General features: G+C 42.4%; 16 protein-coding genes and 1 riboswitch. Of the genes, 9 read left to right on the forward strand and 7 right to left on the reverse strand.

The window, feature by feature from the left end; translation table 11 throughout:
* Positions 1-151: 151 nt before the first annotated feature.
* From IGJ01_RS06505 to efp, 3 genes are all read left to right on the forward strand, one after another.
* The gene (locus tag IGJ01_RS06505; RefSeq protein WP_430601538.1) at positions 152-721 is read left to right on the forward strand and encodes a DUF2179 domain-containing protein; all 570 of its coding nucleotides are present in this window, start codon (positions 152-154) and stop codon (positions 719-721) included.
* A 104-nt stretch (positions 722-825) separates the two neighbouring features.
* Positions 826-1,764: a cation diffusion facilitator family transporter gene (locus tag IGJ01_RS06510; protein ID WP_034872243.1), complete on the forward strand. Its 939-nt coding sequence runs from the start codon at positions 826-828 to the stop codon at positions 1,762-1,764.
* A 74-nt stretch (positions 1,765-1,838) separates the two neighbouring features.
* On the forward strand, positions 1,839-2,399 hold the full coding sequence (efp, locus tag IGJ01_RS06515; protein WP_005229668.1) for an elongation factor P: 561 nt from the start codon (positions 1,839-1,841) through the stop codon (positions 2,397-2,399).
* 62 nt (positions 2,400-2,461) lie between these two features.
* Here efp and IGJ01_RS06520 read toward each other — a convergent pair whose 3' ends face one another.
* Positions 2,462-3,673, reverse strand: a complete 1,212-nt coding sequence (locus IGJ01_RS06520; protein ID WP_430601539.1) for a chloride channel protein — start codon at positions 3,671-3,673, stop codon at positions 2,462-2,464.
* A gap of 94 nt (positions 3,674-3,767) precedes the next feature.
* A riboswitch (Fluoride riboswitch) is annotated at positions 3,768-3,840 on the reverse strand.
* A 231-nt stretch (positions 3,841-4,071) separates the two neighbouring features.
* Between IGJ01_RS06520 and IGJ01_RS06525 the strand changes: the two genes are divergently transcribed.
* Positions 4,072-4,764 (forward strand): hypothetical protein, encoded by a 693-nt coding sequence (locus IGJ01_RS06525; RefSeq protein WP_008379712.1) that lies wholly within the window; start codon positions 4,072-4,074, stop codon positions 4,762-4,764.
* Positions 4,765-4,847: 83 nt separating this feature from the next.
* Here IGJ01_RS06525 and IGJ01_RS06530 read toward each other — a convergent pair whose 3' ends face one another.
* Positions 4,848-5,126, reverse strand: coding sequence for a GIY-YIG nuclease family protein (locus tag IGJ01_RS06530; RefSeq protein ID WP_005236776.1), 279 nt, complete (start codon positions 5,124-5,126; stop codon positions 4,848-4,850).
* Entirely contained in the window at positions 5,116-5,850 is a 735-nt protein-coding gene (locus tag IGJ01_RS06535) for a tRNA1(Val) (adenine(37)-N6)-methyltransferase (protein WP_005236774.1), read from the reverse strand. The genes IGJ01_RS06530 and IGJ01_RS06535 overlap by 11 nt, the downstream gene beginning before the upstream one ends.
* 137 nt (positions 5,851-5,987) lie before the next feature.
* Between IGJ01_RS06535 and IGJ01_RS06540 the strand changes: the two genes are divergently transcribed.
* Positions 5,988-6,623, forward strand: a complete 636-nt coding sequence (locus IGJ01_RS06540; RefSeq protein WP_005229679.1) for a lysophospholipid acyltransferase family protein — start codon at positions 5,988-5,990, stop codon at positions 6,621-6,623.
* A 53-nt stretch (positions 6,624-6,676) separates the two neighbouring features.
* Here the strand turns inward: IGJ01_RS06540 and IGJ01_RS06545 are convergent, their stop codons facing one another.
* From IGJ01_RS06545 to anmK, 3 genes are all read right to left on the reverse strand, one after another.
* A complete protein-coding gene (locus tag IGJ01_RS06545; protein WP_430601540.1) occupies positions 6,677-7,768 on the reverse strand; it encodes a DUF871 domain-containing protein in 1,092 nt (363 codons plus the stop codon).
* Between the two features lie 118 nt (positions 7,769-7,886).
* Positions 7,887-9,182, reverse strand: coding sequence for a PTS sugar transporter subunit IIC (locus IGJ01_RS06550; RefSeq protein ID WP_005236767.1), 1,296 nt, complete (start codon positions 9,180-9,182; stop codon positions 7,887-7,889).
* 21 nt (positions 9,183-9,203) lie between these two features.
* Positions 9,204-10,364 (reverse strand): anhydro-N-acetylmuramic acid kinase AnmK, encoded by a 1,161-nt coding sequence (gene anmK / locus IGJ01_RS06555; RefSeq protein WP_194188025.1) that lies wholly within the window; start codon positions 10,362-10,364, stop codon positions 9,204-9,206.
* 254 nt (positions 10,365-10,618) lie between these two features.
* On the opposite strand from anmK, the gene IGJ01_RS06560 reads away from it, so the two are divergent.
* The 3 genes from IGJ01_RS06560 to IGJ01_RS06570 are packed head-to-tail and all read left to right on the forward strand — an operon-like array spanning position 10,619 to position 18,052.
* Positions 10,619-11,740 carry an exonuclease SbcCD subunit D gene (locus IGJ01_RS06560; protein ID WP_430601541.1) on the forward strand — a complete coding sequence of 374 codons (1,122 nt, stop codon included), beginning with the start codon at positions 10,619-10,621 and terminating at the stop codon, positions 11,738-11,740.
* A 2-nt stretch (positions 11,741-11,742) separates the two neighbouring features.
* A complete protein-coding gene (locus IGJ01_RS06565; protein WP_430601542.1) occupies positions 11,743-14,871 on the forward strand; it encodes an AAA family ATPase in 3,129 nt (1,042 codons plus the stop codon).
* Positions 14,872-14,887: 16 nt separating this feature from the next.
* On the forward strand, positions 14,888-18,052 hold the full coding sequence (locus IGJ01_RS06570) for an SNF2 helicase associated domain-containing protein (protein ID WP_430601543.1): 3,165 nt from the start codon (positions 14,888-14,890) through the stop codon (positions 18,050-18,052).
* 46 nt (positions 18,053-18,098) lie between these two features.
* Here the strand turns inward: IGJ01_RS06570 and IGJ01_RS06575 are convergent, their stop codons facing one another.
* Complete coding sequence (locus IGJ01_RS06575) at positions 18,099-18,833, reverse strand: HAD family hydrolase (protein ID WP_034878652.1); 735 nt, start codon at positions 18,831-18,833, stop codon at positions 18,099-18,101.
* Between the two features lie 244 nt (positions 18,834-19,077).
* Between IGJ01_RS06575 and IGJ01_RS06580 the strand changes: the two genes are divergently transcribed.
* Positions 19,078-20,814 (forward strand): ABC transporter ATP-binding protein, encoded by a 1,737-nt coding sequence (locus IGJ01_RS06580; protein ID WP_086332240.1) that lies wholly within the window; start codon positions 19,078-19,080, stop codon positions 20,812-20,814.
* Positions 20,815-21,245: the final 431 nt, after the last annotated feature.

Genomic DNA, 21,245 nt, shown 5'->3' on the forward strand with positions numbered 1-21,245 from the left:
AATCATGACATGGTAGTGATCAATGAAATCACTTAAGCACTATATCTTCACCAGTATAAATTTTATTTAGCTATTTTAGTAATTAAATCCTGCTCAAATATTTTAATTTTCTCTTGCCTTTTGATATGCTAAGAACAAGGGGGAATCAAAGATGGAAGTTGATCTACAAATGCTGGCGATGATTTTCTTTATCAATCTCGCCTATGTTACATTGAACACACTGCGATTTTTATTGACAATGAAAGGGTATCGCGTGATTGCCCCATTAGTGAGTATGATCGAAATCACGATCTATATTTTAGGCTTATCTATGGTATTGGATCGTTTGGATAACCCGCTGAATCTCTTGTTCTATGCATTAGGTTATGCTGCAGGAGTCAGTATTGGTATCAAAATCGAAGATAAGCTGGCTCTGGGCTATACAATGGTCACAGTGATCCTACCTAGTAATACGGATGAGGAAAAGAGTTTGCCAAAGATCTTACGACAAGAAGGCTATGGAGTTACACAAAGTTATGGAGAAGGCTTAGAAGGGCTACGACTGATTTTAGAGATTCTTTCCCAAAGAAAAAGTGAGAAAAAGCTCTATCAAACCATCAAAGCGGTGGAAGAACGAGCGTTTATCATCAGCTATGAACCCAAGTATATCTCAGGTGGATTTTGGACCAAAAAAATCAGCCGCCGAGAAGCAAAGTTGAAAAAACAAGCACCTGTTGATTGAAGAGACTCAGTCAGCCGTGATTCATTCGAGAAGAATAGCAGAGTAAAAGACAGGGAATTTATTGATGAGAGGAAGCGTAAGGTGTGGAAAAGAAAGCAAATGGTATGATGGCGGTCATCGCTGCCCTGATCTCAAATATTTTGGTGGCTATTAGTAAGTTTGTCGGTTATGCACTAAGTGGCAGTGCAGCCATGTTGAATGAAAGCATTCATAGTGTCGTGGATTGTAGTAATCAAATCTTTTTATTGATAGGGGATAAACGGGCAACAAAGGGCCAAAGTGAACTGCATCAGTTTGGAGAAGGTCGGGCGAAATATTTTTTTAGCACGATCGTTGCGATGATGCTCTTCTTTGGTGGGGGCGCACTCGGTGTGATGGAAGCGGTAGAAAAGCTGCTGCATCCTGCCCATGAAGTTGGTAACGCTTGGTTGGTGATCGCTATTTTGATTTTCGGGATGATCGTTGAAGGAAGTTCGTTGTGGATCGCGATCAAGGAGATCCGCGAACTGAATGTGGAACGTCAACCAATCTATCGTTTTTTGAAAGAAAGTCGGCATAGTGAGATTCTGATCATTTTCACAGAAGACTTTTGTGCAATGATCGGCCTAATGATCGCACTATTTGGTACGATTTTAACCATGATTACGGGTAACGCATTTTTTGATGCCTTCAGTGGTTTATTGATTGGTCTTTTATTGATGGTAGCAGCCATTTTCTTAGCCCGCGAATTTTACAGTCTACTGATTGGCGAAAGTGTCACAAAACGGGATCTAGCAGTGATCAAAAGAGCATTTGAACGGCCAGATGTTGATCGCTTGATTGATGTTAAAACGGTGCATTTAGGACCATCAGAAATTTTGATTGCGGCAAAAGTTGATATTGCCTCGAAACAAGAAGAGGTCGGCTATGAGATCATTAATGAGATTGAAGCCGAGATTCGACACCAGATGGCAGATAAAAAAGTCTATATTTATATTGAGACAGATGAGTATGACCCTCACTATATGGAGAAACGCCGTAAACTTGTGCGACCTTCCCACTGATTTAGCTAGAATAAAGCAGCTTTTTTTGATACAATAGACAAGGATTATCACATAGTGAAGGAGATTTCAAAATTATGATCAATGCAAGTGACTTAAGAGCTGGAATGACATTCGTTCAAGACGGCAAACTTATCAAAGTATTAGATGCTAGCCATCACAAACCAGGTAAGGGAAATACGGTTATGCGTATGAAATTACGGGACGTTCGGACTGGTTCGACTTATGATACAACCTTCCGTCCAGAAGAAAAATTTGAAAAAGCGCATATTGATACGAAAGCTGTACAATATCTATACACAATGGATGATACAGCATTCTTCATGGATCTGGAAACGTATGAACAATATGAAATTCCAGTTGAAGTGGTAGAAGAAGAAATGAAATTTATTCTTGAAAACATGGAAGTAAAAATCCAATTCTTCGGCAGCGAAGTAATCGGCGTTCAACTACCATCAAGCGTAATCTTAAAGGTTGTTGAAACACAGCCGTCGATCAAAGGGGCGACTGTGACTGGTTCAGGCAAGCCAGCAACGATGGAAACTGGCTTAGTTGTCAATGTTCCTGACTTTGTTGAAGAAGGCGAAATGCTAGAAATCAATACAGCTGAAGGTACCTACTTAAAACGTGCGAAATAAGAAAAAAACCGCGACTTGTTCGCGGTTTTTTCTTTTGCTCTGGAGGAGGGATCAAAAGTGAATCATTTCCCGTCTGCCAATGATTTTTGTAAGGGATAAATACTATAGGGTTTACTGATAAAGTAGGCGACGGAGCAGACGATCACAAACAAGGGCAGATTTTCAAAGCCAAAGACTTCCCCACCGATAAAGATCGGTGCAAATAAAGTGCTAGTAGCACTGCCAAAGACACTGGCATAGCCTAGGGCTGCCACCAGTTCGATAGGCAGTCCGAAGAGCGGTGCCAGCACGACGCCCAAAGAGGCGCCGATCGCAAACAAAGGGGTGACTTCTCCGCCCAAAAAACCAATACTGATAGTCAGTACAGTTAACACCATCTTAAGCAGCCAGTCATAAGAATAGATTGGTTGATTCGTGAAACTAGCGCTGATCAAATTCGTTCCTAAACCTGAATAACGACCATGATACAAAAGGACAAAAAGTAAGACTAGCACGAGTGAACCGATGCCAATGCGCCAGAGAGGATGAGGAAAGAGTCGTTTCATGATCCGTTTCATCGTTTCTAATAATCCCGCAAAGCTGCCACCAACAATACCAAATAGTAAGCCAATCAAAAGTAATTTCAGAAAAACAGCCAAAGTCAAATCGGGGGACGGTGACAAAGCAAAACTAAATTTTTCTAATCCTAACAATTGAGAAGTCGTACTAGCGGTGAAAGCAGCCAGCAAAGTTGGTAAGAGTGCATGATGACTGAATTTACCGATGACAAGTACCTCCAGTGCGAAGAACGTCGCAGCGATCGGGGTTTCAAATAAACCAGCAAATCCCGCAGCCATCCCAATCATGATCAGGGTGCTGGCGTACTTTTCTAGTCGCAGCCATTTTCCTAAGCGATTGGCGATGGTGGCACCTAACTGAACCGCAACCCCTTCTCTGCCAGCGCTTCCTCCAAATAAATGCGTCAGCCAGGTTCCCACCATTACAAAAGGAATCAAGCGCAACGGAATGTCTTTTTCTTCTTCATGTCCGACTAAAAACACTAAATTCATTCCCTGAGGACTTCGGTCACCGTACTTTTGGAACAGGTAAGTAAAACAAATGCCGATAATGGGTAAAAAGAGAATCAAGGGCAAAAAATGACTATCACGAAAGGCGCTTAAGGAAAGTAGGATCTTCCCAAAGAAGGTGTCGACGGCTCCAGCGAATACGCCAATAACCAGACTGACCACACCTAAAGCAGTCAGTTCCCAATTAGTTGTTTTTTGTTTCATCATTTCTATCACGATCCTTTAAAAAGAATATAGGAACAATGCTCCTGCAAATACGACGACCTAGTGAAAATAAAAAAATGACTGCTACACACTAAAAAAAGTGGTAGAAGTCATTAGCAAAATTGCGGTTTCAGTAAGAACTGAGGGAGACATTCATTCCCGATTAGCATCAATATTATCTGATAAAACCCTCCTTTTGTCAATGGATGTTTGTTGTGAAAAGCAATTCATCTAACACTTATCTTTTCTACATAGTTATGGTAAAATTAATCTCATAAGAACTTATATGGGAATTGAGCGCCTTGAGGATAATTGGCATGAAAAGGGATGAAAGGACGATCCTTCTACTGTTTGACCAAGGGTAAGACAGTGAGTAGTGAGGAATCGAAGAGGAATAAAAAATGGTTGCATTTATGACGAGCGAAAAATGGCTGCAAAGTGAGCGTTTTTATTATGTGATCCTACCAATTCTCATGGTAGTTGGTCTGATTGCGTTATTAGGGTTCCTGATGGTTCTGCTTTATCGAGAAAACCGCAACCCAAAAGTGACGCTATTGCTTGGCGGCATAGTCGTTACGTGTCTATTAGGTTTTTTTATTGGGGATCAAGTGTATGGTGAATTCAAAACGTATAATGCGCTGATCACACCGAATATCCGAGATCGCGAAAAGATGTTTCTAGGCTATAAATATTACGAATCTGATACTACAGCAATTTATCAGCGCATCCAAAGCAATGAAGCGATTGAAACTTTAGGAATCTATCAAGCAATACCGGTGGAACGGGAGATTGAATTTCTTGGTTCTGCTCATAACTCCGTATATTTTAAAATGGGCGCCCAGGTTTACTATGCTCGCTATCAACCGACTTTTGTGGATGAGGAAACAACTGCTAAACTGCAGGGGGTTCAATATCATTTGACTGATCCTTCCTTTGAAACAATTGGTTTCTATTCCGAAACCAACAACTATTTAACGGCAATCACGATTCCAAAGTCCCAAGAAACCCTCGAATATCAATCCGTTGATTCTGTGATCCCGAAAGAATTTGGGAAAAGTCAAACCCAATGGGCGTTACCGAATAGGAATGAATAATGATAAAAAAACTACCTAAGTCACGAAAGAAAGCTCCCTCAAGAAGGAAACTTCCGTGCGCAGGTAGTTTTTTGCATGCTTGGTCAGAGAACATTGCTTTTCCTATGACTGATCAGGTAGTCCTCTTTCTTTTTTCGAGGCAATTTTTTGAAGGCGGCTTCTGCTTGAGTGGCTTTACTACGAGTGGAAAAGCTTTCCGCATGGATCATTTGCAAGGGTCTGCGACTAGCGGGACGGGTATATTTTGCCCCGATCCCTTTGTTATGCTCTAATAAGCGGCGACTCAAATCGGTAGTATAGCCGCCGTAAAAGGATTGGTCGTTGCAACGTAAGACATAAAAGTAATGGTTGTCAGCAGCCATAGAGCATCGCCTTCACTTCTGGACTATAAGAGCCCGTTTCATCATAGGTAATGAGAGGAGAATCAATTTTAAACCCTTCCGCCTTACCATCCTTGATTCCTTCAATCAATAAAATATTGGCCTCTTTGCCTACTTTCGGATAGACGAAGCGGACTCGTTTTGGCGCGATTCGATGGGTGCGCATATGGTCCAAAATATCGAGAAAGCGATCCGGGCGATGAACCATCGCAAACCTTCCATTCATTTTTAACGCTTTACTGGCGGTTTGGATCACTTCATCTAAATTTGTGGTGATCTCGTGCCGGGCGATCGCTAAATAGGGATTCGGGTTTTTGATCGCCGTCGGTATATTTTTAAAGTAAGGCGGATTGCAGACCAAAAGATCGACGGAATCAGGTTTGATTTTTTGAAAGAGATTCTTCAAATCCATAGGATAGACCGTCAGCTGTTCTTGCAAGTCATTTAATTCGATACTGCGCTGCGCCATATCCGCTAAGCGTTCCTGCAATTCGACCTGATAAATATGAGCAGTCGTTTTTCTGCTGATAAATAAACCGACTGCGCCATTCCCTGCACAAAGGTCAACGATCACACCTCTTTTTGGTACTCTAGCGTAATTGGCTAATAAGACAGCATCTAATGAAAAAGAAAAAACTTCGGAACTCTGAATAATCTTGATGTCATCGGCATACAATTGGTCAATGCGTTCGTTCGGTTGCAACATGAAGCATACTCCTGTTCTAAATTCATTTCAATGTATTATACTACGATTAAGAATAATGGGAAACGCTAAAAAAGGCTTGTCATTTAAACCGTTTTTTTGCATACTTGAATAGGAGAGAAATAGAAAGGAAAATGAGTATGTTTTTTCGCTTTATGCGCGGTGTGGTTCGCGTAGTATTATTTTTGATCAACGGCAATGCTCGTTATCAAAACAAAGAGGTTTTACCTAAAAATGAAAACTATATTTTAGTGGCTCCTCACCGAACCTGGTGGGATCCATTGTACCTAGCAGTGGCTGCTCGGCCAAAGAAATTCAGTTTTATGGCGAAAGAAGAGCTGTTCAAAAACCCGATTTTACGGTTCATTTTGATTCATGCCAATGCTTTTCCAGTCAAACGGGACAAACCAGGACCGAGCGCGGTAAAGACGCCAGTCAAAATCTTGAAGGAAACCGATCTTAGCTTGATCATGTTCCCAAGTGGTACGAGACATGCAACGGCCTTAAAAGGTGGCATGGCGTTGATCGCGAAAATGGCCAAAGTCAAGATCGTTCCCTCTGTTTATCAAGGACCGCTGACATTAAAGGATTTATTTAAACGCAAGCGAGTGACTGTCCGTTTTGGGGAGCCAATCGATATCAGTGACATCAAAAAGATGGACAAAGAGGGCTTGGCGGAAGTGGAACGGCGCATCCAAGGTGCATTTGACACACTGGATCAAGCGATCGATCCGTCATTTGTTTATCAAATCGATGAGTCCAAAAGAGAAGATTAATACCTAAGAAAAGCCGTTGATCCTTTTGTGATCAGCGGCTTTTTTCTAATGATTTAATCCAACAATTCGAAAGCAAATTTGGTCCATGGTTTCAAATATTCCAACAAAGGCAACTCATCTTTTGGGATAGCACCGACTTTGTTTTTTCGGGCGTCTTGGTGAGGGGTCAAAACGATCTGCAATTCGTTTTTGTACTGACCAAAGGTATCATTGCCGATAACGATGTCCCCATAAGCAAACGGTTCTTGGTTTGTATGAGGGAGGTTTTCGATGGGACGGTATTTCACCCGTGATTGTGTGGACCGAGCGACTAACGCATTACTGTCACCGCGACGAAAATGATTGGTTTCAGCTAATATCCTCCGTTCGATTTCGCTGGCTTCTGCTTCTACGGAAACGCCAAAGGTCAGTTTGTAGCGATCGATCGTTGCCAGAGCTTTCAGTTCTGCATCCGACGCATAGACATTGCCAATAATCACCGTATCGATCAACCCAGAAGCAAAAAGCAGCTTTCCTTGTAGCGCCAATGGTAAATCGCGACAAGATTCTAAGGTTGGCAGGCCATCATTGACTTCCCAAGGGCCAATTTTGGCTGATTGGCTAGTGATGAAGGCGGCTGTTTTCAACCCATATTTTTTAAAACGTTGACTGCAGTTGCGGAAAAAAGCCTCCGTTAAGCCTGTGCCTCGTTGGGGGTAAAAATTGTGGCAGCCATATAAAAAAGGTTCATTGGCTTGATAAGAAAGGATATTTTCTAAATAGTTCACATCATTACTCATATTTAATTCAATCGCCAAGCCGAATGGATTGAAGGTCAGTTGGGCTTCTTTGCTGCCATCAAACCCTTGATCCAAGCGGATACCGTCCGCACCTAATTCTGCAAAGAAGCTTAGATCGTCATAAGAGATCGCCAGATCACTAAAAACAGCTGGGGAAATATCTAAAATCGTTTCAAACCCAAGGTTCTTGGCAAACCCGATAATCGAAGAGAATTTTTTTCTGACGGTCTCTTTGCCTTCACTGACTTCTAGCATACTCATAAATAAGCGAGAGTAACCAAGGGCAGCAGCTTTTTTTAAATAGTCTTGATCCAGTAAAGGATCGCTATGGTCGGGGTAAATCGAAAGGCCAATTTCTCGTTTCAATGGTTTTCCCTCTTTCTAAAAAAATCGTACGAAGCACCTCTTAGTATCGAAAAATGCTGCTGTGGAGCGCTTCTTCCGATTGTCTTGATGGGTGCTTCGTCCGACCTTTATCAACAAATTATTGTGTGACTGGTTGATTTTCCTTTTCCAATTCGTTTTTGTCATAGATTTTTACGAATGGGTAATAGATCAGAATCGATAAAAGAATCAAAAGAACATTCAGCACGATCGCACGCCAATCGCCGCCAGTCGCTAAGAAAGCACCAATTGGTCCAGGCAATGTCCAAGGGGCATTGACCGTGACGGCATTGACTAAACCTGCTGAGGTGGCGACCCATGCAATGATACCATTGATTAAAGGCGCAATGATGAATGGTGGGATCAAGATTGGATTCAAGACAATCGGTGTACCGAAAATCAGTGGTTCGTTGATGTTGAAAATAGCTGGAATTAAGGCTGTTTTTCCTAGTTTTGAACCGAATTCCGATTTTGTGCGAAAAGCTAACAAAATAGCCAAACCAATCGTTGAACCAGCCCCACCAATCCAGATGAACCATTGATAAAATGGTTCGGCTGCAATATTGGGAATCATATCTCCCGATGCAAGCGCTGTTGTATTTCCTTCTAACAACTGTAACCATAATGGACGAGCCAGTGAACCAACGATAGAAGCACCATGGATCCCGAATGACCAGAAGAAGGTCGTCAAGAAGGTGATCAAAAGCACACTTGGCAAGGTATCTGCGGCACTGACTAAAGGATCGACGACTTTTGCCACGATCGTGTGCCAGTCAAAACCGATATAGTAAGTGATTGCGCCCATTCCTAAAATGATCACTAAAGTGGGAGTCAAGGCTTCAAAAGAGCGAGCGACTGCAGGTGGGACTTGTTCTGGCATCGTGATTTTGAATTTCGATTTGTCCGTTAACCGATAGATTTCAACGGCAAGAATCGAGGTGATGATCGCCACGAACATACCAGCACTCCCTAAATTGGCCATTGGCAAGACAAAACCGACCGTTCCAGCTGCATCCAACGCTTCTGCTGGGATATTGACCGGGGTGAAGGTCAGTAAGAAGGCGGTCGTAGCTAAGATCCCACCTGAAAGACCATCAAGCTTATAAGAGCGAGAAAGACTGTATCCGATCCCGAATGCAGCATACAAGCTCATAATGTACATCGTCATTCGATAAGGCAATAAGATCGTTGTGGCATTGCTAGACAAGAATTGATAGATGCCCCAACTTTGAGGCAGCGGTGGAAAGGCTAAAATCATAAAGAACGAACTGACGATAATCAATGGCAATGTTGAAACGATCCCGTCACGAACCGCTCGCAAATGACGCTGGCTGCCAAGTTTTTCCATCGGTCCTGCCAGATGGCGTTCGATGAACTGAGTGAATTTATCTAACATGGTTTATCCTCCTAAGATGTTTTACATTATTGTTTCCCATGGATTCGGAATGATTTTTCCTAAAATCACGCCTTGGGCTGCCCCGGTTGCTGCAGGGGCATTGTTGACACGGCTGTGAAGGGTTTCATTTCCTAAGATGGCGAAAGCCACCGCTTCTTTGGCATCGTTCGAACCGCCAATGTCATCTTGTGTTACAACGGCTACTGTTTCGGGTAAATAGCCTTTGATCATCTCAATCAGCAGATGGTTATGGGCGCCACCACCTGAAAGAATCACTTCAATATCATTTGTTCCCAACTGAGGGAAAATGAACCTTTGGTAACTGTCAGCAATGGAAAATGCGGTGAAATCGGTTAAAGTCCTCACCAAGTCTTCCGATGCTACTTGGGGATATTCGGTCATTAGCTGCTGCACAAAATGTTTGCCAAATTGTTCACGTCCAGTGCTTTTCGGCGGTTGCTGGGACAAATAAAAATGAGTTCTTAATTCCTTTTGCAAGGTGGGTATAATTGCTCCCGCTCGGGCTGTTTCACCAAACGCATCATAAGGCTGACCGAATAGCTGAACCATTAGTTCATCGATGACCATGTTTCCTGGACCTGTATCAAAAGCATATAATTCGCTTAAGCCACCATTTTTAGGCAGAACCGTAACGTTGCCGATGCCGCCAATATTTTGCAATAAGCGATTTTTATCGTCTGATTGATAAAGCAGATAGTCCGTATAAGGTACAAGGGGCGCTCCTTGCCCGCCAGCAGCCATATCCATCACTCGGAAATCGGCGACGACTTTCGTTTGTAAGCCATAAGCAATAATCGAAGGTTCGCCAATTTGCAAGGTGCTGTTTTTCGCTGGATCAGCATCGGGGGAGTGCCAGATCGTTTGTCCGTGGCTGGCAACAAAATCAATGCTTTTTTCTTCAATACCGGCTTTTTGGCAGAGGATTTGACACGCTTTCAAAAATTGATACCCTAATTCAGTATTTAATTGGCAGATGAGGGGAACATTTGATTCCACCGGATCACAAGCAGTTTTTATTCGTTCCTTCAATTCTTCACCAATGGGCAGTGTGAGCATTTCCATCAGCTGGACGTCAGTTTCGGTACCGCAGCCGTTGATTTTTACTAAAGCAGCGTCGATTCCATCCAAACTGGTTCCTGACATGAGTCCTATTGCAAGCATATCGTTTCTCCTTTCTTTTAGAATAGTGATGAAAGCGATTGTTGAATTCGATTTCACACTCATTGTAAATGAAGTGTAATTATATTTCAAGATATAAATTTATAATTGAAAAAACATTTCAACATAATGATGTTAGGTGTTCGCTATTTTTATCAAAAATGGGTGGTAAATGAAATTTCGCTGGAAGAGAGATGTCTAACGATCAGGGAAAGTGGTATAATGATTGGAAGGATATTTTTTAAGAAGGTGAAGAAATGCGCTTTATACATACAGCTGATTGGCACATCGGAAAAAAACTACATGGCTATGATCTGCTGGAAGACCAACGAGCAATCATTGATCAAATCATAGCGCTAGCAAGAGCAGAAAAGGTCGATGCCATCGTCATTGCGGGGGACCTTTATGATCGTTCGGTTCCTGCTGTTGATGCAGTCAAATTACTAAATGAAAAAATCGCTGAAATCAATTTAACGAATGAACTGCCATTATTGGCTATCTCAGGAAACCATGATAGTCCAACTCGTTTAGAAACCGGCAGTCAGTGGTTTCAACAAACACGCTTTTACCTGTCCACTAGCATCGAACAAAGTTTGCACCCGGTTGAGTTTGACGATACACAATTCTTTTTACTACCGTATTTCGAACCCATCGAGGCCCGCTTGTTTTTTGATGAACCATTAATGAAGATTTCTGATAGTGTCCAAAGAGTCATTGAGGAGATGACCAAGAACTTTGACTCGTCCAAAAAGCAAGTGCTAGTGACCCATTTTTTTGTGGCGGGTTCTAGCCAAACAGATTCAGAAACAAAAATTCAAGTTGGCGGATTGGACAGCGTACCGACCACCGCTTTTGCGCCTTTTGATCGGGTTGTTTTAGGCCATTTACATGCCAATACGGCTCTCAAACACCCAAAGATCGGGTACAGCGGCTCACCACTGAAATTTTCCCTTTCTGAACGGACGAACCAAAAAGGAATCTATCTTATTGATACCGTAAAAGATACCAATGAATTTATTCCATTGACACCAAAAAGGGATATCCAGCAGCTGACGGCGTCCTTTGAGGAGTTGATCGATCCGGGTTTTTATCGTGATCTTGATCGTGAGGCGTTTTGGCATTTTCTGCTGACGGATCGTGCTGTGATTCCAAATATGATGAATCAGTTGCGAAAAATCTATCCATTTATTTTGTCTGTCGAACGGTTGAATGGACGAGAACAGACGAAAAAAAGACAATTAACGACACGAGAAACCGATCCGCAGACCTTGATCAGTCATTTTTTTCAAGAAATGACGGGTGATTCATTGCTCGATTCACAAACCAAATGGATCGAACAAGGATTAAATGAAGCATTTGTCGTGGAAAAGAGGGAATAGTCATGCAACCGAAGTCTTTACAAATGAAAAATTTTGGTCCATTCATTGATGAAAAATTGGATTTTAGTCAGCTGCAAGCTGGCGGGTTGTTTTTGATCAGCGGCAAAACTGGTGCAGGAAAAACGACGATTTTCGATGGAATGACGTTTGCCTTGTTCGGTGAAACATCAGGGAATCTGCGCTCAGGCAAAGAAATGCGATCGATGTTTGCTTCACCAACCGAAGAGACCAGCGTCACGTTTACTTTTGAACATCAGCGTTTTACCTACCAGATCCAACGGAAACCGGAACAGACGTTAGCAAAAAAACGTGGTGACGGTGTCACTAACCAAACGGCAAAAGTTCAATTGACGATTTTTGACGCCGATGGCAAAGAGAAAAAGCAGATCAGTAAACGGACAGAAGTTGATGCGTTTATCAAGGATCTGCTGCAGCTGGATGCAAAACAGTTTTTTCAAATCATGATGTTGCCGCAAGGAGAATTTCGTAATTTTCTGATTGCCAGTAGTAACGAGAAAGAACGGGTTTTACGAAATCTATTTGGTACAGAAATGTACCAGCAATTTAATGAATGGCTAAAAGAGCAAGTCAAAGCACAAAGTAGAAAGCTTGAACATCAGCAACTAGTCGCTTCGCAGATCATGGAGCGTTTTGAATGGGAAGAAGTGCAAGAAGTTTTAACGGTTGCGGAATGTCTGACTTTATGGGCGCAAGATTTAGAGAAACAACAGATTCAACTTCAAAAGTTATTGCAGAGAAAAGACCAGGCAACGCAAGAAATGAAAGCTGCGCAAGATGCCTTTTACCGTGCAAAAGAAATCGAAAATGCTCGGATCGAATGGCAAGAACTACAAGAAAAAGCACAACTGTTGAATGCCCAAAAAAACGAGATCGATCAAAAAAAAGCACGATTGACCCAACTTGTGTGGGCGCTTGAACATCAAGAAATCATGCAGCAAAAAGAAGAACGCGTAAATGAAGCGCAGCAAGCAGCACAGCAAATCGACGAAACGAAGCAGCTGTTGCAAGATGTTCAGCGGCAACAAGTAAGCTGGCAAGAACAAAGACCGTTGATCGAAGAGACTAAGAAAAAGCATGAAGCTGCCAATCAAAGAAGCCAACAGATCCAGCAGCAGATTCCATTGGCGCAACGCACAGAAAAGCAGCGAGAAGAAGTGGCACAGCAGGAAAAAGCAGCACAGCAGCAAACGGGCAAATTGACCAAAATTACTCAAGTGCTTGCTAACACCAAAACACAAGAGCAGCAACTGGTAGAAAAAATTGAAACGTTAAGAACATTTCAAACAGAAGCATTAAAACTAGCTGAAACACAATTGCTAATTGAAAAATGGCAGCAAGCAAAGGCACTGGTTCGTGAAGCAGAGCAAAAAACAGGGGAACAACAACAAATTCATTCGGATTTGGTCCTTGAAAAACAGCAACTAGAAACATCTTTGCTAGAGCTGCAAAAAACGCTAAAACAAGAAACCAGTCAAAATGCTCGGATGCAAATTGCGCGGCTTCGTCTTTTATTGGAAGAAAATGAACCTTGTCCCGTGTGTGGATCATTGGATCATCCGAATGCACAGGAGCATACGACCTATCCCATTGAGGACATTCTTGCGAGTGAGCAAAGACTTGAGCAAATGCAAGAAAAATTGACGATAGTCCAACAGCAGGTATCGGCAAATCAAACGCTTCAAGAACAAGCGTTATTGCGGATCAATGAATGGCAAGCGACAAGCGTTTCGGCGGAAAAGCAAGCGGCTGCTGCTTGGAACGACGTTCAGCAGGCATACGCTAGGTTACAGCCTTTCGAAACGCAAGAGAAGCTTACTGAAGAAACGATTGCACAGGAATTAAAAAAACGACAATCTCTCAATCAGCAAAAAGCCTCCTCTTACGAAGCAGCGCAAAAAACATATCAGGCAGTAAAGGGGCAATTGACAAAGTTAGATGAATCCTATCAGCAAGTCAGTGAGCAAGCAAAAAAGGCCGAAGAAGCGCGTCAACTTGCGGCAGGAAAATTGGCCTCTTTGCAAGAACAACTTGGTGGTGCTACTTACCAACAACTACAAGCCGATTTAGCGTCAATTCATCTTTTACTAAGGGAATATACGCAACAAATCGAGGCGGATGCCCGGCAAGAAGCACAGATCAAAGAGCAGCAAGCGATCCTTTCAGAGAAGTTGAAGAATGTACAACAATTTTTCGAAGAAAAGCAAGCCGCCAAGGCGAAAGCAGAACAACGGCTGATGCAACGATTGCAAGAAGCAGCGATGACTGAAGAAGCAATGCGGGAATTGATTGCCCAAGCTCCTCAAACAACCCTTCTGACAGAAGAAATCAAAACCTATGAGCAAGAAACGGCGTTTGTTCAACAGCGTCTGATATTGCTAGATACCCAATTAAAAGAGCAGGCGACAATGGATTTAATCCAATTGGAAACGACCTACCTTCAGTTGCAGACTGTGATGGAGGAATTACAGCAAGAAACGGTTCGCAAACAGGAGAAGGTCAACAGCAATCAACGGTTATTTGACGAGTTGCAAGTCATTTATCAGAAAAATGTAGAAGAACTTGCCCAATTAGGCCAACTTCAACAGTTGGCAGAAACCATCAATGGCGAAAACACGAAGAAAACCAGCTTGGAACGGTATGTGTTGCAACAATTTTTGACGGAGATCTTAGAAGTCGCCAATGAACGCTTGTCCCGTTTGACCCGTGGCCGCTATCAATTTGAATTAGCGGATAAAGTTGGGAGCTATCGAAGCTCAACAGGCTTAGAAATTGACATCTATGACGATAATGCCGGTCAAGTCAGAAGAGCACATACACTGTCAGGCGGTGAAAGCTTTATTGCAGCCTTAGCGTTAGCAATCTCTTTAGCAGATGTGATCCAGCAACGAGCTGGCGGGATTGAGATCGAAGCACTTTTCATCGATGAAGGGTTTGGCTCGCTTGATGAAGAATCATTGGAAATGGCGATGGAAGCATTAGAAATGATCGAAAATGAAGGGCGCATGATTGGGATCATCAGTCATGTTCGAGAACTGCGGGCAAGGATCCTGCAGCAAGTGTTCGTAGAAACCAACGGCAGCGGGCAAAGCCGGATCCGAATAAAAGAATAAGGAGAGGAGGGCTCTTATGAAGTGGAGTATTCCAGAAAAAGTAATCGAGCGGGGGAGAACGTATCTTAATGAAGGCCGTGTCCTGTCTGTCACCCCGGATAAAGAAAAAAATGTGTGGCATGCAGAAGTACTCGGAACAGAATTGTATTTAGTTACTTTGGATGCTACTGCCAAAGAAGTGGATTATTGCCAATGTCCCTATTGGGAAGAACATCATTATTGCAAACATACGGTGGCCGTCGAACTCTATTTACGCCAACAAGGAAAAACACGAAAAATCAATGAACAAACCCCCATCAAAAAAGCCTTTTCTGCTTCAGAGATGTTTTCCAATGGTTTTGCTCGCTTAGACAGCGAAAAGGAAGCGAGTAAACCATTACAGATTGAATTTCGGGTAGATACGATTGCGACAAATCCTTATCACCAAGAGATGGATATTTTAGGGGTCTCTTTGAAGGTCGGGCATCGCGGCACGGCCAGGACCTATGTCGTCAAAAACATTTATAAATTTTTACAGATGTATCAAGAGAACAAGCAATATGCGGCCAATAAGCAACAGACCTTTTTGCTTTCTGCGGATGCCTTTGATGAGAAAAATCGAGCTTTATTGAATCGATTGACAGGAATCGCGCAAACCCAACAATTAATGGGGCAAGCGGGCATTCAAATCAATGGCAAACTTGATAAAAAATACTTGCTTCTGCCCGTTGAATTCGGCAAGGAACTGCTATTGCAATTCAATGATGTCTACACGCAAATCACCATTGGTGAAACCAAGGTCAGCCAAGTAGACTTCCAATCGGGGGAACCATTGACGTTTTCAGTTACAAAAGAAACGGATCATTTTCCGCTGCAGTTCGTAAAAGACTTCGACCACTTACTTAGTTATTATAACTGGGGGCTGTTGGACGGAACATTTTATGAACTGACTGTCGAGCAAAAGGAGATCTATGTCACGATGCAGCAGCTGTTTAAACGTTTTGAACAGCCAATCATTGATTATCCAAAAGAAGAGCTGGCGAATCTCTTTATGAAAGTTTTGCCTTATTTGCGAAAAATTGGGCGTGTCCAAGTGGCTCCTGAGGTTCAAAATGACATCGAAGAATCTGAATTGAAAGCAGTTTTCTCCTTGCGGAAAATCAAAGGTCAAGTAGATCTACAAGTTGATTTTACTTATGGAGAAGTCGTTTTTTCAAGTGATGAAAAACATCAATACATGCCAGAAAATCATCCAGAGATTTTACGTGATTTCCAACAAGAAGCACGGATCGAAGCCATTATTGAAACCTTTGGCTATCAAGCCAGCAGCAAAAATTGGCAAAAAAATCTACCACTAGGTGAGCAACTCTATACCTTTTTTACGAGAGAGATCCCGGTCTTGAGACAATTAGGGGAAGTGCGGATCGGCAAGAAGCTGCGGGAACTCTACCTTGATGCCCAGCATCATCGACCAGAAATCGTGATTGAAGAGAATGGTTCTTGGTTGGATATCAAGTTTGATGTTAGCGGCATTCAAGAATCAGAGATCAACGATGTTTTGCGGAGTCTGTTGCAATCTGCGCAATTTTATACCACAGAAAATGGGCAAGTTCTTTCGTTGGAGTCGGAAGAGTTTCAAGAAGCAAGTGCTGCCCTCAAAAAATTGCGGCTCTCGTTAGATACGAAAAACGGGGCAATCCAAGTCCCATTGAATCAAGGGCTATTACTGCAAGAACAGTTTGCCGATCAAGCGAGTTTTAGCACAGGCTTTCAGCAAATGACGAAAGATTTGATCCATCCAGAAAACTTTGAGGCACAGTTGCCAGACAACTTGCATGCTGAGTTGCGGCAGTACCAAGAAGTTGGCTTTCGTTGGCTAAAAATGTTGAGCCATTATCAATTTGGCGGCATTCTTGCTGATGAAATGGGGTTAGGGAAGACCGTCCAAACCATTAGCTATTTGCTTTCTGAGAAACAAGAGCATCAAAAATTGAATGCGTTGATCGTGGCGCCAGCCAGTCTAACATTCAACTGGCAGCAAGAAATCAAACGGTTCGCACCTTCAATTTCAGCGACTGTCATCAGTGGAACGAAAGAAGAGCGAGAAGCGCAGATGGCGCAATCAGCGGACGTCCGAATTACTTCGTATGCAAGCTTGCGTCAGGACATTGATGCCTATCAAGCACTAGAGCTATCGTGTTTGATTTTAGATGAAGCACAGATGGTCAAAAACAGCGCGACCAAAACGGCACAGGCATTGCGATCCTTGGAAGTTCCGCAGCGGTTCGCCCTCAGTGGCACACCGATCGAGAACAATTTAGAAGAATTGTGGTCCTTGTTCCAAATGATTATGCCAGGCTTTTTCCCCAACAAGCAGAAATTTAAGGAACTGTCTACACAAGAAATTGCAAAAATGATCAAACCCTTCATTTTGCGAAGAGATAAAAAATCTGTGTTACATGATTTGCCGCAAAAGCTGGAAACAAATTATTACAGTGTCCTAACAGAGGAACAAAAGAAAATTTATTTGGCGTATTTGCGACAAATGCGAGAAGAAATCGCGCAAATGGATTCTACGTCTTTCCGCAAAAATCGGATCAGTATTTTGGCTGGCTTGACTCGTCTACGGCAAATCTGCTGTGACCCTCGATTATTCGTGGAGGACTACGAAGGGGCTTCTGGGAAACTTGAACAGGTCAAAGATTTACTCTTAGCAGCCAAAGAAAATGGCCGTCGTGTCCTGCTATTTTCTCAGTTCACCAGTATGCTTTCGATCATTGAAGAAGAATTAGCCCAGGAAGGGTTTGAATCCTTCTATTTGCGTGGCAGCACACCGCCGCAAGATCGTTTGACGATGGTCAATGCTTTTAATAGTGGCGAAAAAGATGTCTTCTTGATCTCATTAAAAGCAGGAGGAACTGGACTAAATCTGACTGGTGCAGATACAGTGATTTTATACGATTTATGGTGGAACCCGGCAGTGGAAGAACAAGCCGCTGGACGAGCCCATCGGATCGGTCAAAAAAATGTAGTCGAAGTCTGGCGAATGATCGCCGAAGGAACCATTGAAGAACGAATGGATGCATTGCAACAAGAAAAACGTGAGCTTTTCCAAAAAGTGATTCAAGGCAATGAAACCCAGCTTCAACAAATGACCGAAGAAGATATTCGCTTAATTTTGAGTATCGGCGAAGAACATTAAGCATTCAAAAAAACATGGACCCGCTTGAAGCGAAGGTCCATGTTTTTTAGTTATAGGCGTATGCAGGAAGCTGCAAGAGGGCGTCAATACTTTCTTGGAGCTGCGAGAAAGCAGTGATCGACACATCGGGCAAATCTTCCAATCCATTAGGCGCCTGACGAAGACGATGATTGAACCACAAGGCTTGCCAACCGGCTTTTTTGCAGCCCACTACATCATTATCAAAGTTGTCACCTACGTACAGTGTTGTTTCTGGATCAAGAGCAAAGGCGGTTTCTGCCAATTGGAAAATTTCTAGCTCTGGTTTCTGATAACCGGTTGCTTGTGAAATGATCATATGCTCTGGTTTGATCCATCGAGTCAGTTGCAACTGATTCAACTTCTTTTGTTGGTGGTCGGTGGGACCGTTAGTAATAATTCCTAATTTGATTGGCAATTTGGACAAATAACTCAAGGTTGACTCAACTTCTGGATGTAGCGTGATAGCATCTAGTTCTTGTTCATAGCACAGCTGAAACTGGCAGCTTTCTTCCATAGTAATAGGGAAATAACCTAAGTCCGTTAGAGAATGAGTCAGCCGGTAATAACGAAAATGCTCCAGCGTCCATTCATTCGCCAATACCCTTCCAAACTGTTCATCGCTATGTACGCGAAAACGCAAATAAAGAGCGGTTAGGTCCTTGCGGGCAATTTGTGGAAAGCATGAGGTTATGGCATTACGAAATGGTTGTTGCTGGTCATATAAGGTATCATCGACATCAAAAAGAATACTAGTGATCAAAAGAGACACGCCTTTCAGAGTTAGTGAAAATTTTCAGTTTGTTTTCGAATCAATCATAAGCCATTATGACTCTAAAAAAAAGAGGGAAAGCCTTGTGAAATAAAGGTTTTATTTACTGTTTTTAGAAATCCGCGTCTTGATAGGTTTTCAAAATTATAGTGAATTTTACCCATTTTCACATGTTTCTCATTTTGCATTTCTTCAAAGAGTTGCTTATAATGAAAGCTATTGAGGAGGGGGAAATGTGTTAAAAAGGTTTTTTCGTTATTATCGACCGTATCGGTCACTATTTATGCTAGATTTTACTTGTGCGGTATTTGCTGGTTTATTAGAACTGGCCTTTCCCGTTGCCGTCAACCAAGTAATCGATAAGATCATGCCCCAGAACAACTTTCGCTTGATACTATTGGCTTGCTTAGGCTTGTTCTTGTTTTATGTGATCAATACTGTGTTGCAATATATCGTGGTTTTTTATGGTCATAAACTTGGGGTCAATATTGAGACAGATATGCGTCAAGAACTGTTTCGACATCTGCAGACCCAATCTTTTGAATATTATGACAATCAAAAGACCGGCAAGCTGATCAGTCGCTTGACCACGGATCTCTTTGAAATCTCTGAAGTCGCTCACCATGGGCCAGAAGATGTTTTTATTACCATCATGACTTTGGTGGGGGCATTCCTATTGATGTTGAATATGCACGTTCAATTAGCGATAGCGACATTTGCGTTGATTCCATTGATTACGATTGCCTTGGTTTTTTTCAATAAGAAAATGACCAAAGTCAATACACAGATCTATGACAACCTCGGTGAGTTCAACGCCGGAGTGGAAGCATCTGTTAGCGGCATTCGAGTGACCCAATCGTTTGCTAATGAAACGTTCGAACATAAACGCTTTGATGGATTGAGCGAAATCTATCGGCAATCGAAGATCCTTTTTTATAAGGTAATGGCGATCAGTTCAGCGTATAATTACTTTCTGATTCGCTTGATCAACTTGTTTGCTCTGATTTTTGGTGCTTACTACGTGATTCGTGGTGAACTGACGAATGGCCAGTTTGTTGGGTTTATTTTATTATCGAATGTCTTTGTTAGACCAATTGAGAAGGTCAATACGATGATTGAAAGCTATCCGAAAGGCATCGCTGGCTTCAAACGATTGACCGAAGAATTGGATAAAGAACCGACGATCAAAGACAAACCAGGGGCACGGGCTGTTCAATCATTAAAAGGGGATATCGTCTACCAAGATGTTTCTTTTTCCTATGCGGATGCGACGAAAGTCTTGAATCACATCGATTTATCGATCAAAGCTGGCGAGACGATCGCCTTCGTCGGGCAAAGTGGCTCAGGGAAAACCACGTTATGCAACTTGTTGCCGCGTTTTTATGAAGTCACTGAAGGCGCCATTACGATTGACGGCATCAATATTCAGGAGATGACCCTGGCTTCTTTACGTCAGCAGATTGGGACTGTGCAGCAAGATGTCTTTCTTTTCCCGGGAACGATTCGAGAAAATATTGCTTATGGCAAACTTGATGCAACAGAAGAAGAGATTTTAAAGGCAGTCAAATTAGCACACTTAGAAAAGGTCATCGATCAAATGACGGATGGGTTAGATACGGTCATCGGTGAACGAGGAGTCAAATTATCCGGTGGTCAAAAGCAGCGGGTAGCGATTGCTCGGATGTTCTTAAAAAACCCGCCGATTTTGATATTGGATGAAGCAACATCAGCGTTGGATACAGAAACCGAGCAAGTGATTCAAGAGTCATTGAATTCTTTGGCAGATGGCCGTACAACCTTGATCATTGCCCATCGCCTCGCAACGATCAAACATGCGACACGCATCATTGTCGTTAGTGATAAAGGCATCTTAGAAGAGGGGACCCATGAAGATTTGATGGCGAAAAAGGGACATTATCGCGCATTGCATGATGCGCAATTCGCTCGTGATGGAGAACCTTCTCTCCCTTAGAAGAAAGAAATGAACGATCAATCCAAGAAAACACTAGTCTTTTTATACTTTGTCAGGAAAAAGCATAAAAGACGGGTTTCTTAGGTTGATCGTTTTTCACTAAATTTTTGTGAGAAACCCTTTTCATTTATAAGCAGATATTCATTTCTCCTACTGTTTTATTGTCGATTATGACAGAAATGCTTGTATGGTTTTCTGATTAAAAAGGAATGTGATACAATGGAATCAAGAATGAAGACATTGGTTGAGAATCTTCTCTGGAAAAAATAACATATATTTTTATTGTAGCCCTGTCGTTTCCAAGGCAACAAGGGATCGTGAAATTTTTCCTTTGAAAACGATTGAGCCATGGACTTGGTTTTTTTCTCCATTTTTTTTGATTACACATGTAATTACAGAGGGGAAATTAAAAAACGCGGGATTCAACTAAA

Origin of the sequence: Enterococcus sp. AZ089 (genome assembly GCF_050547225.1) — a bacterium.
GTDB lineage: Bacteria > Bacillota > Bacilli > Lactobacillales > Enterococcaceae > Enterococcus_D > Enterococcus_D entomosocium.